The following is a 12,738-nucleotide window of genomic DNA, read 5'->3' as shown; positions in this document are numbered from 1 at the left end:
GAAACTCTCAATCGTTCAGGTTTATCATTAGCTGAATTACTTATGTCCCAGCCTCTACTTTTTATAGTGCACACTCTTCAATCTCAAACCCTAAGTCTTCAATCAGCTGCCAATCTGACGTTGGCTCTTGTCCTTCTGTTGTTAAATAATCTCCAACAAAAATCGAGTTAGCCGCAAATAGCCCTAATGGTTGTAACGAGCGAAGGTTAATTTCTCGGCCGCCGGAAATACGAATTTCCTTTGTCGGATTTACAAATCTCATCATCGCTAAAATTTTTAAACACTGCATCGGAGTAAGGGATTTTTGATTCTCTAACGGTGTGCCTGGCACTGAAACTAGGAAATTACACGGAATAGAGTCTGCATCTAACCTATTTATCTCAAAAGCTATATCTACTCGCTGCTCCTCCGTCTCACCCATTCCAAAAATAGCACCTGAGCAAGGAGATAATCCGGCTTGTTTTGACTTTTGCACGGTATCAACTCGATCGTCATAACTATGTGTAGAACAAATTTCATCATAATGATCAGCGTGTGTGTTCAAGTTATGGTTGTAGCGATGTACGCCTGCATCTACTAGCCTAGAGGCTTGATCATCATTTAAAAACCCTAAACAGGCGCAAATCTTCAAATCCGTTTCTTCACGAATCTGTTTTACAGCACCAATAACGTGCTCTACTTCTCTATCCGTCGGACGACGTCCTGATGCAACAATACAGTATGTACCCGCTTTACGGCGCTTTGCTTCAAATGCACCTTCAACGATTTTTTCTTGTGTTAACCAAGCATATTTATCAATTGGTGCCTCTGAAATAATAGACTGTGAACAGTAACCACAGTCTTCCGGACACAGTCCCGACTTTGTATTAATAATCATATTTAACTTTACTTTCCGTCCATAGTAATGGTGCCTAATTTGATAAGCGGCATTCATAATGTTTAAAATTTGTTCATCTGGAACAGTTAGTATTTGATGAGCTTCTTCTTTTGTTAGGGTGTATCCTTCTTCAATAACCTGATTAGCTAGTTTTCCCCAATCCTTTATATAGGCTGCTTTCATGGCAATCCCCTCCCTCTAAATATGTTAATCTATATAAAATAAAAGTTAACATTTACCATAGATAAATGTCAACAAAATATATTAATAAGTTAACATTTAGAAGGTTGCTATGACTCTTCCAAAATGTAATCCAATAAGATAATAGCTGAGAGTGTTCATAGCTTAAGTGCTTTAAGTTAATACTAACATGCGGAACTGCAAATAATGTGTTAATTAAATAGAGTGAGGCATTTTCTGCACTTTCATTTTCGTGCCATTGAATAATAGGTGATTGAATTGATTGATTTGGATACAAATACCGCAAATTTTTTATGTGTAAAACCACTTTCTCTCAATGGTAAATAACTAACGAAATAAAAGTACTTTTTTGCTTTAAACAAAACAAGCATGATGATTTATGCGCATCATGCTTTTAATCAATTCCATATCGCTTACATTTATCATAAAAGCTTGTTTTACCAATTTCTAAGAGCTTAGCTGCTTGCTGTTTGTTTCCATTCGTACTTTTTAAAGCTTTTACGATTGCTTCTTTTTCGGCTTGTGCCACCACGTCCTTTAATGATGGGACCTCATCCTTTTCTGTCATCACTAAGCCTTTGCTTTCTTTTTTTATATCTTGATTGCCTCCTTCAAGGTCTTGAAGATATAAAGGTAAATGAGATAAGAGAATAGTTTGACCATCTAAAATATTAACAGCTCTCTCCAATACATTTTCTAATTCACGTATATTGCCAGGCCACGAATGCTTTTGTAACTGCTGTAACACCTCGTTTGATAATTTGAGATTAGGGCGATGAAAGTGCCGCTCTAGTTTTTTTAACAGCACATAAGCAATTTCAGGTAAATCTTCTTTTCGCTCGCGAAGAGGTGGGATATCAACTTTAATAACATTCAAGCGATAATATAAATCTTCTCGAAACTCACCCTTTTCCACCATTTCTTCTAAATTTCGATGGGTAGCGGCAATAATTCGCACATCAATATCGATGGTTTTTTGACCCCCAACTCGTTCTAGCTCTTTCTCTTGTACCACACGCAGCAGCTTGCTTTGCATTTGAAGAGGCATATCACCTACTTCATCTAAAAAGATTATACCTCTATGAGCTAGCTCAAATTTTCCTTTTTTCCCTCCTCTACGAGCACCTGTAAACGCACCTTCTTCATACCCAAACAGTTCAGATTCTAAAAGTTGCTGAGGAATAGATGCACAGTTGACTCGAACAAGCGGAAAGAAGCACCGCGAACTCGCTTGGTGAATTGCGTGAGCAAATAATTCTTTCCCAGTCCCAGATTCTCCTAATAACAAAACAGCAGATTTACTGTTGGCCACTCTTTCAGCTAACTGTTTAGCCGAGAGAAACCTTTCATTGTCTCCAATAAGATCTTGAAAACTATATTTACTTTCCGATTCGTGCTCAAGTTTTTTCTTATAATAATTTAATTCTTCTAATAGAGGCTGTATTTTTTCAGAATAAGCTAGCCAATCTTTAGCATTCCGAAACATTACCGTTCCCACAGCTCCAACTAATTCATTGTCTACATATAAAGGATATCTATTTGCAATCATCTCATTCCCTTTAATAAAATGAATGCTAGCTACTTCTGCTTGGCCTGTTTGAGTCACAATATGCATTCTTGAGTTTTCAATCACTTCTTGAACAGAGCGTCCAATTGCTTGTTCAACAGTCGTATGTAAAAACTCACAGTAAGCTTTATTTATATAAAGGATTTCACCCTGAACATTTACTACAACGATCCATTCTGTTGCTACATTTAAAATCTCTTCAAACCATTTATCAGGAATTCGATTTTTATTAGCCACCATCGCTCCTCCTATGTACACGCTTCTACTATCTATTATACCAAATTCTCCTTGTACAATTGTTTTCATTCCGGAAAAACGGATTTTTTCCGGATTTGCGGAAGTAAACATCTCTCATATTCCGGTTTTTCGGAAATGAAAATTATACTTCTCTATATTTCTATTCAAATATCCAGACTTTGTTTATTATTGTCTGATTTTTAGAAGTTGGCACAAATCTTGCAAATATATTTCATTAAGTAAACGCTTACATTTTTTTAAAAAATAAAAGGAGGATTATATCGATTTAATAAAATAAAGAACGCTATAGGGGGGATTTGAAATGGAACTAGTTATTATCCTTTTATCACTTAGTCTTTTAATGTTTGTCGCATATCGCGGATTTTCAGTTATTTTATTTGCACCGATCTGTGCACTTTTTGCTGTTGTGCTAACTGAGCCAAGCTATGTATTACCTTTCTTTTCAAATATTTTTATGGAAAAGATGGTAGGATTTATCAAGCTTTATTTTCCCGTTTTCTTACTAGGGGCTATTTTTGGTAAAGTCGTTGAAATGTCAGGGTTGGCTGAAACGATTGCTAAAACAATTGTACAAGTTGTTGGTGCAAAGCGTGCAATTTTAGCTATTGTCATCATGGGAGCGATTCTAACTTATAGTGGAGTTAGCTTATTTGTTGTTGTTTTTGCTATCTATCCATTTGCAGCGAATCTATTTCGAGAAGCCAATATTCCTAAAAGGCTTATTCCAGGAACGATTGCATTAGGTGCCTTTACGTTTACAATGGATGCTTTACCAGGTACTCCACAGATTCAAAACGTTATTCCAACTACTTTCTTCAAAACTGATATTTATGCTGCACCGATGCTCGGTATTATTGGAGCCATTTTCGTCTTACTTGTAGGGATGAAGTATTTAGAAGCTCGTCGTAAAAAAGCAGAAGCTGCTGGTGAAGGGTACTACGGCTTTGACCACGAAACCGCAGCTGCAGCTGAGAAGCTAGAAAATGATGTAACAACGGGAGAAGAAGAAACAAGTACGAAAAGTGAAAAACCAACCTTGCCTCGTCAAATCTTAGCGTTTGTACCACTCATTTTAGTAGGTGTTATGAATAAAGTATTTACAATGGCTTTGCCTGTTTGGTATCCAAATGGCTTTGATTTTACTGCCATTGGTCTTGACTCCTTTGGAAAAGTTGAGCTTTCATCTGTACTTGCTATTTGGTCAGTTCAAATGGCTCTAGTAGTAGGGATTACTGCGACACTACTGTATGATTGGAAAAAGATAAAAGTAAACTTTCAAGCAGGTCTTAACACCAGTATCAGCGGGGCATTGTTAGCTTCTATGAACACGGGTGCTGAATATGGTTTTGGAGGCGTTATTGCTGCTCTTCCAGGCTTTGGTGTTATTAGTAAAGGAATTTCCGAGACATTTACAAATCCACTTGTTAACGGTGCTGTGACTACAACAACATTGGCTGGTATAACTGGTTCTGCATCAGGCGGTATGGGAATTGCATTAAGCGCTATGTCAGAAAAGTATTTAGCGGCAATTAATCAGTTTAATATACCACCTGAAGTAATGCACCGCGTTATTTCGATGGCATCAGGCGGTATGGATACACTTCCACATAACGGTGCTGTTATTACGCTTCTTGCAGTAACAGGTTTGACTCACCGTCAAGCATATCGAGATATTTTTGCAATTACGATCATTAAAACGCTAGCGGTTTTTGTCATCATTGCACTTTACACTTTCTTCGGTATTGTTTAAGGTAAAAAGCATCCTTCTTAGTAGCAAGGATGCTTTTTTATCGACATATTTCCCTAGAAATAATGTTATTTCGCAGGAAATGTCTTATTATGACTCTTGTAAATTCTTTTCTTGTTCTAATCGTTCTAAGATGCGGCGTTTACGATAAAGCATCGTCCCTATTTCTCCAATGTCTCCAATCGCCTGCTTATTTACATAAGCACCGAAGATCATACCTGCTATAGGAATCATTTGAAAAAGCTTTTTCCATCCCCAGTTATCTCGATAAGTCGTAAATACCTCTCTCCAACCTTGAAGCTGCGATAAGCTTTGTTCTCGCTTTCCTTCTGATAGCTCTTCTAAAATTGCTCGCTTACCTACAATGTCAGAGGATAAGAACTGCATGCACTTTACCATAAACACACGCTCTTCTTGTTTTGTCGGGGCGTATCCATAGGAAACGGCTACTTCTTGTAGCGTTTTTAAAGTTAGCCCTAGTACAAACGGTACATCAATAGCCAGCGTGAAGATACCACCAATTCCAGTCGTAGCACCTTGAATTTTAGCATTTTTTTGACGTGCCTCCACAAAGGCATTTGCTAACTCATCCATTTCTTGAATAGATAACTGCTGAATATCCGTTAACGTTAAATCTTTTTCTTTTAAACGTTTAGATGCTTTTTCTAACGTAGCGGAAGTATTAGCTAAATATTGGCCTCCGTTATCAATGTACTTAGCAACCTCGTCAAGAAGCTTTTCTATTTTTTCGTGGATAAACCTAGGCGTGACTTTATCAAGCGCTGCAAAAGGTAAACGAAGCAGCTTTTCCCAAAAGAATAGTCCCTTTTGACTTTTTTCCCACTTTTCAATCTTCTTTAATTCTTTAGCCAGCTGTTCAGTCGTTTCCACATGCTTTCCCCTTTCTACATAAAGCGCCCAGACAACTTATTTGCTGGACGCTCTCTTTTCCCTTATGCTTTTTATTTCTTTTTCACATATTTAAACATAAAGAAAATAACAATGATAACTAATAGTCCAATTCCAATCGGCTGCATATATTGAGATACAATAGGTCCAACATCTTCCCATTGTGGGCCTAACTTATAACCCAGATATACGTAAAGGGCAGTAATTGGTAACATCGCTACAAACGTGTAAATGGAAAATTGCCAAACGTTCATTTTTGCCATTCCGCAAGGAAGCGAGATGGCTGTACGTACTCCAGGAATAAAGCGACCAAAAAAGGCTACTCCTGCCCCATATTTATTAAAAAATCGATCTGCTGCATCGATTTCCTTTTCTTTTACTAGAAAATACTTTCCATATTTTAAGACAAGTGGACGCCCACCATAGCGACCAAGAGCATAAAGTGTTAATGGTCCAAACACGCCTCCAACTGTTCCTGCTAAAATAGCTAAATAAAGGTTCATGTCACCTTGATATACCCAATATCCTACGAGTGGTAAGACTAGCTCTGCTGGGACAAATTCAAACGTTAGCGCTAAGATAACGCCGAAATACGAAAGTTGCTTAAGCGCTTCTACTAGTGATAAAACAATTGTTTCTAACAAACGACTTCCTCCTTAGTTAACTTACTGCTCTATAACAAAACGTGATATTTTAAAGCTTCACAAGTCATAATTGTATATTAATCCCCTTTAATTGAAAAGTAAAAAAAGAACGAATGCTGTCAATCTAACGAATTAACGAGTCGTTCTGTAAAAAATCCCAACAAAAAACCTGAACGATTAAAAGTTATGAACTCTCAATCGTTCAGGTATAGTAAGGACTGAACTACTTATGTCTCAGTCTCCTAAATTTTAAAGTTAATTTGGATGACGCCAACTTTTCGAAGCGCATCATATAAGATGACAAGAGCTGGACCTAAAAACAGCCCCACAAACCCTAGCAATTTAAATCCAATATACAGGCTAATTAACGCAGCTAAAGGAGAAATCCCCATGTTTGTTGAAAAAACTTTTGGTTCTACAACTCTTCGAACGACGGTAATCACCCCAAATAAAATAAATAGACCAATTGCCAACGAGTCTTGACCTTGAGTTAAAGCAAATATTCCCCATGGAACTAGAACGGAACCTGTTCCTAGAATTGGTAGAATATCAACGATAACGATTAAAAGACTCAATAAAGCCGTGTACGGAACATTTAATAGCCATAGCCCAACATAAGCCATCACAAATGTTAAAAGACTCAATACAATCTGAGCTTTAATGAAGCCAACACCTGCTTGCATTAATTGCGTAATAACAATCTTTGTTTTATATTTCGTTTCATCTGTTAAAAACGATTTTACTTTTTCTTTTATGTTCGGTAGCTCTAAGCTAATGAATACTAAAGCAACTAAATAAATCAGAAATTCTAGCAGGAAGCCTGGAACGGTTGCAGCAAAGCTAATAATTAACTCAACGGTTCCTTTTAATAGTGTATCCAATGAATTAATGGTGCTTTCGATTGCGTTTTCAATGGATGAAATGACTTCTGTAGGAAGAGCGTTTGAATAATACTTCCACTTAATAATGTTAGGATAAATTGTTGTTTCATAAAGCTCTTTTACAAAAGAAGGCGTAACTTTTGAGAGAGCCACTACTTGCGTTACAATTGTACGAATAATAAAGAAACCAATTAATGTTATGGATACAACATATAATAAAAACGCTACTAATACAGCATAGATTCGACTAAACTTCAAAGAATGCTGCAACTTTTGAATAAGACCTTCTAGAACAATTGCTGTTAATAATGCAAAGACAATTGGTAAGCTATAAGGAATTAAAAAACAAGCTGCAATAATCGATACAATAATTGCTATGCGCTTCTTCCACATATGTAAATGCCTCCCACGCTTTCTTCCTAAATTCACTCACATGCCACATACTAGAGCACGCTCAGCTTGTTTATTTAAAAACATATCTGTTGTTACCTACTATAATTATAGGTTTAATTTCTTTATTAATAAAGAACTAATCAAAAAATTATCAAAAAAGCTACTTACCTGTTCATAAAAATAGAACCGGTAAGTAGCCTTATGCATTAAGCATTGTTACGAGATTAGAAGATACATTAGCTAGCTACTTTTGCCTCTCTCGACTGTTTCATCACTTCATTAGCTTTTATAGGATTGTACTTGCCTTCAGACTTAGACATAACAATTCCTGCAATTGTGTTACCCATTAAGTTTACAACTGTACGAGCCATATCCATAATTCGGTCCACACCGGCAATGAATGCAAGACCTTCGGCTGGAATTCCAATCGTACCCAACGTTGCTAATAATACAACAAATGATGTTCCTGGAACGGCTGCCATCCCTTTTGAAGTAATCATAAGCACTAGGATTAGCGTTAGCTGTTCGACAATGGTTAAGTCAATTCCATAAACCTGTGCCAAGAAAATAGCGGCAATTGCTTGATACAGCACAGATCCATCTAAGTTAAACGTATAACCAATTGGGATAACAAACGATACAATAGCTTTTGGACATCCCATTTTTTCTAATTTGCCCATAATACGCGGTAATACCGTTTCTGAACTTGATGTGCTATATGCTAACAGCAATTCATCTTTTAAATAACGCATTAATGTAAAGATATTTACACCAGCCCATTTCGCAACCGCTCCTAAAACCACAATTAAGAAGAACAGTAAACCAGCGTAAACTAGAATAACAAGTTTCGCTAGAGACATTAATGATTCTAAACCAAACTTAGAAACAGTTACACCAATGAGAGCAAAGACCCCGATAGGAGCAACTTTCATCATCATGTTAACAACATGGAACATCGCATGAGAAACGCCGTCAAAAAATTGTAAAACAGGCTTTCCACGATCCCCAATAGCTGCTACACCTAATCCAAATAACACGGAGAAAAAGATGATGGCTAACATGTCACCTTCCACTAATGATTGGAAGAAGTTCGTTGGAACAATATGAAGGAACGTTTCTGCAACGGATTTCTCACTTTGTTCTTCACTTGTCTCTACGTACTGGTTAATATCAGTCTTTTGTGCAGATTCAATGTCCACTCCTACACCTGGTTGGAAAGCATTAGCCAATAAAACACCTATAATGATTGCAAACGTTGTGATGACTTCAAAGTAAATGATAGTCTTAGCACCTAATCGGCCTACTTGCTTGCCGTTACCAGCGCCCGCAATACCAACAATTAAGCTTGAGATAACAATTGGAATAACAATCATTTTAATCAGGCGTAAGAATAAGTCGCCCAGAGGCTGTAAATACGTTGCTACTCTTGGATCATTAAACCAAATAACACCAACTAGAATACCTAAAATTAAACCAACAAAAATTTGTGTTGCCATGCCAAACCGCAATTTTTTCATATGTGCTCTCCTCTCTGTTGTAAAGCGATTTTATTTTTTCTGAAAATTAAAAAAAGACCATTCTAAAAGAAAGAATGGTCGACAAAAAGACAATGTTCTTTCTCTCAATAAGCAGACGAGGTTAACTGTCGGATTCGGGTTTGAGAGTACCCTACTTTCACTCAGGAAAGATTCACCCCAAGGCATATGATATACCAAATTTGTGGTTCCCCCGCTCTAATGTAGACTAAGCTTCTTATTAAATTATTTTTCTGAAATATTATACAGAATTAATATTTTATTCAATAAGAATAATTTATCTGTTTTTCGAAAGCTTGTCAATTTATTTTTATGACTCAAAACTTTTTAACTATATAAATGCCAAAATATAAAACAGCCTTGGCTCTAAATGTAACCAAGGCTGTTTTAGCATTCTTAAAAGAATACAAGATAAATAGCAACTGCTAATACAATACGATAAATAGCAAAAGGTACCAATTTTATTCGATTAATTAATTTTAAGAAAAAGCGAATGGAAACAAGCGCTACAATGAAAGCACTAATAAAACCAGCAATGAAAAAAGGCAATGCATCAATTGTGAAATACTGCCAATTTTTGATTAATGATAACCCACTAGCTCCTGCCATGATAGGAACAGCCATAATAAAAGTAAAGTCAGAAGCTGCTCGGTGGCTCATACCCAAAAGTACCCCACCTGAAATCGTAGCACCAGAGCGTGAAAACCCTGGCCATAGAGCGATACATTGAAATAATCCAACACCAATTGCTTGACGATAAGTCATTTGATCTACCGTTTCTGTTTTTGGAATTCTTGAAGCAAAGCGGTCTGCAATAATCATTAAAATTGCTCCTGCAATTAAGCTGACTAACACCGTGTTCAACGAGAACAAATGCTTGTCAATAAAATCTTCAAATAAGAATCCTAATACAGCTGCCGGAAGCAAACCAACGATAACTTGAGAAAGTTTTAATCGATTTGTTACCTGTTCATATTTCTCATTTTTACGATTTAACCCTAATAGATTAATAAAACGATTTCTAAACAAAACAACAACGGCTAGGATCGAGCCTAATTGAATGACAATCTTAAATGTATTAGCAACCTCTGGTGAAAATAGCTCTTTTGAATTCAGCCATAAATCATCTACAATAATCATGTGTCCGGTCGATGATACAGGCGCAAATTCAGTTAGACCTTCTACAATTCCTAAAATAATCGCAACAATAATTTCCCACATTTTTACTCTACCTTTCAAGATTACATAATTTTTTCATCTTCATAGCAAACGTGAATATTCGCTTTTTATCATAATTGTTTGCTGATAAAAACACAATCTTTATTTGAAGAACAAAAAAAGCCCAGTTTGGGCTTTTTTATGGACAATCTTATTTACTATATGATTTAACTTGTTTTGAGTGAACTACTTTACCTTTTAGATTATATAAGCTAAGAAGATAACCGCCCATAGCCCCAGCGATTGCTGGTACTAACCAACCAAATCCTGTGTTATACAATGGCAAAGTCTTTACAAGTTCCCCCCAAGCACCTAAGTTTAACCCTGACTGAAGACAAGCGTCCGTTACGCTTACAATTCCAACGAATAAAATAGATAAAGCATATACACCTTGCTTTCCTTTGATTAAAGAATTCGTTAATGATAGAACAATTAGCATAATAGCAACAGGGTAAATAGCTGTTAAAACTGGAACTGAAATTTTTAGAATCATGGTTAATCCTAAGTTTGCAACAAGTAAACTAAATACGGCAATTGTACTAACCCAAACCTTATATGATACTTTCGGTACTAATTGCTCAAAATACTGACTGCATGAGGTTAATAATCCAACAGAAGTTGTTAAACAAGCTAGCGTAAATACAACTCCTAATAGAACAGCTCCGAACGGTCCAAAAAGCGTAAATACAATGTTCGTTAACGTTATTGCTCCATTTGCTGCATTGGCATGACTAACAGATCCTAAATATGCCAGCATAAGATAAATAATAGCTAGCAACGTTCCTGCAATTACTCCTGCACGAATGGATGATGACATAATACTTTTCGCACTAGTCATTCCTTTTTGCTTCAAAGCCATTGCAATGACAATTCCAAAGTTTAGCGCAGCGATTGTATCCATGGTCGCATAACCATCGGTAAATCCAGTAGCGAATGCTTTTGTGACATAATTACCTGCAGGTTGACCAGCCGGCTCAAAAGGATAAGAAAGGGCACGAATAAAAATAAGTGAAATAAGAACTAATAAAACTGGCGTTAATACTTTTCCAAAGCGGTCAACAAGCTTTGAAGGCTTTAAAGCTAACCAGTAAGCAAGTGCAAAATAACAAAACGTATATCCAAACAGCGCGGCTTTTACATTTACTCCTTCAGGTAAAAAAGGCTGTACGCCCATTTCAAATGCTAAGCTTCCTGCTCGTGGGATTCCTAAAAAAGGTCCAATTGCTAAGTAAATCATGACCGTAAATACAACGGCGAAAACTGGGTGGACTCGGTTTGCTAATGAATGAAGACCATTTGATTTTGCTACAGCAATGACACCCAGGATTGGTAGCCCCACAGCCGATAAAATGAAGCCTGTAACAGCTGGCCACAATTCACTTCCAGCAGACTGTCCTAAAAATGGAGGGAAAATTAAGTTTCCTGCTCCAAAAAATAATGAGAATAGCATTAAACTAATAAACAGTGTATCTTTTCTTGATAAAGCATTCATGTGAGTTCCTCCTAGATTGTTTGTATTTCTGATTTTTCTGTCTAATGTCAATATCACTTTCCACTCGAATCACTCCTTTTTATACACAAAAAAATCCCGTCCCTAAAAAGGGACGAGATATAATTCTCGCGTTACCACCCTCGTTCTACTAAAAACAGCAGCACTCGCCAACGTACGTGTTCATACGTGTTCCTTCTAACGGTGGACGTCCGAATATACTTACTATAAGGCTTCAGCATATTTTCTCAGAGATGATTTTCAGCTAGGAACTGTACGCTAACTTTCAGCAAACGTTAGCTCTCTGGGGAACAGTTTTCATAACCTACTCGTTCTCTTCAACGAATTTATAAGGTGTTTTAATTGAATAAAAATATTTTAACAAAACTTTTAAGATTTGTATACAAAAATTAAAATATTTTATCAATTATATTTTTTCCCATTAATAGTCAGTCTATAAAATGAAACTTCTAGCTAATTCGTTCGTATATACTACTATATTACTTAATAGGAGGCTCTTATACATGAGCGGAAATGTACGTGTTATGAAATGGCTAACGGCTGGGTATGAAGCATTTTTAGGTATTCCTCTAATTGGTGGTGCATTCATCATAAGCTTTTCATGGGGACCTTTAGTATTTGCTTTTTTCCTGCATGCAATTGCTCTATTTTTATCTCATAAAGAAGGTCGTTCAGCTTACGGAAATATTTTGGGGATGGTGACATCATTTGTCGGCGTAATCCCAGTTGTGGGAATGGTTATGCATATTATTACCGCTATTGTTATTGCATTTGAAGCAGCAAAAAGATAAATAACCGCTTGCATTTTTCCCTAATGATGGTAGAATGAAGTCGTCAATTAAATGATTTTCTACTAGGGGTGTCTGATTACACAGACTGAGAGAAGAGTTATTGTGCTCTTTAACCCTCTGAACCTGATTTGGGTTATACCAACGTAGGGAAGTAGTCTTGAAAGAACGGTGTTTTATGCTGTTTTCTTTTTTGTCTATTCCATCGGG

The 12,738-nt window shown here is 36.6% G+C and carries 10 protein-coding genes, 2 riboswitches and 1 other annotated feature; of the genes, 2 read left to right on the top strand and 8 right to left on the bottom strand.

Annotated elements, in window-relative coordinates:
* Positions 1-61: 61 nt before the first annotated feature.
* Positions 62-1,060 carry a biotin synthase BioB gene (bioB, locus tag AS180_RS06200; protein WP_062686551.1) on the bottom strand — a complete coding sequence of 333 codons (999 nt, stop codon included), beginning with the start codon at positions 1,058-1,060 and terminating at the stop codon, positions 62-64.
* Positions 1,061-1,472: 412 nt separating this feature from the next.
* Positions 1,473-2,951 (bottom strand): sigma-54 interaction domain-containing protein, encoded by a 1,479-nt coding sequence (locus AS180_RS06190; protein ID WP_226372935.1) that lies wholly within the window; start codon positions 2,949-2,951, stop codon positions 1,473-1,475.
* A 253-nt stretch (positions 2,952-3,204) separates the two neighbouring features.
* Between AS180_RS06190 and AS180_RS06185 the strand changes: the two genes are divergently transcribed.
* The gene (locus AS180_RS06185; protein ID WP_062686548.1) at positions 3,205-4,653 is read left to right on the top strand and encodes a GntP family permease; all 1,449 of its coding nucleotides are present in this window, start codon (positions 3,205-3,207) and stop codon (positions 4,651-4,653) included.
* Positions 4,654-4,740: 87 nt separating this feature from the next.
* Here AS180_RS06185 and AS180_RS06180 read toward each other — a convergent pair whose 3' ends face one another.
* The 6 genes from AS180_RS06180 to brnQ all read right to left on the bottom strand — a co-directional run bounded on the left by AS180_RS06180 (position 4,741) and on the right by brnQ (position 11,722).
* On the bottom strand, positions 4,741-5,541 hold the full coding sequence (locus tag AS180_RS06180) for an EcsC family protein (RefSeq protein WP_062686547.1): 801 nt from the start codon (positions 5,539-5,541) through the stop codon (positions 4,741-4,743).
* A gap of 71 nt (positions 5,542-5,612) precedes the next feature.
* Positions 5,613-6,203 (bottom strand): DedA family protein, encoded by a 591-nt coding sequence (locus tag AS180_RS06175; protein ID WP_062686546.1) that lies wholly within the window; start codon positions 6,201-6,203, stop codon positions 5,613-5,615.
* Positions 6,204-6,445: 242 nt separating this feature from the next.
* Positions 6,446-7,477 (bottom strand): sporulation integral membrane protein YtvI, encoded by a 1,032-nt coding sequence (gene ytvI / locus AS180_RS06170; protein ID WP_025908472.1) that lies wholly within the window; start codon positions 7,475-7,477, stop codon positions 6,446-6,448.
* A gap of 236 nt (positions 7,478-7,713) precedes the next feature.
* On the bottom strand, positions 7,714-8,994 hold the full coding sequence (locus AS180_RS06165; protein WP_062686545.1) for a cation:dicarboxylate symporter family transporter: 1,281 nt from the start codon (positions 8,992-8,994) through the stop codon (positions 7,714-7,716).
* Between the two features lie 96 nt (positions 8,995-9,090).
* Positions 9,091-9,237: riboswitch (cyclic di-AMP (ydaO/yuaA leader) on the bottom strand.
* Positions 9,238-9,408: 171 nt separating this feature from the next.
* A complete protein-coding gene (locus tag AS180_RS06160) occupies positions 9,409-10,233 on the bottom strand; it encodes an undecaprenyl-diphosphate phosphatase (RefSeq protein ID WP_025908470.1) in 825 nt (274 codons plus the stop codon).
* Positions 10,234-10,381: 148 nt separating this feature from the next.
* Positions 10,382-11,722 (bottom strand): branched-chain amino acid transport system II carrier protein, encoded by a 1,341-nt coding sequence (gene brnQ / locus AS180_RS06155; protein ID WP_025908469.1) that lies wholly within the window; start codon positions 11,720-11,722, stop codon positions 10,382-10,384.
* A 105-nt stretch (positions 11,723-11,827) separates the two neighbouring features.
* Positions 11,828-12,070: a binding site (T-box leader), on the bottom strand.
* 173 nt (positions 12,071-12,243) lie between these two features.
* On the opposite strand from brnQ, the gene AS180_RS06150 reads away from it, so the two are divergent.
* Positions 12,244-12,531 carry a hypothetical protein gene (locus AS180_RS06150; RefSeq protein ID WP_025908468.1) on the top strand — a complete coding sequence of 96 codons (288 nt, stop codon included), beginning with the start codon at positions 12,244-12,246 and terminating at the stop codon, positions 12,529-12,531.
* 54 nt (positions 12,532-12,585) lie between these two features.
* Positions 12,586-12,698, top strand: a riboswitch (TPP riboswitch).
* Positions 12,699-12,738: the final 40 nt, after the last annotated feature.

It is taken from the genome of Priestia veravalensis (assembly GCF_001457055.1).
GTDB classification, from domain to species: Bacteria; Bacillota; Bacilli; order Bacillales; family Bacillaceae_H; genus Priestia; species Priestia flexa.
Note: the sequence above shows the minus strand (reverse complement) of the source record. Positions and strands in the feature narration are given on the sequence as shown.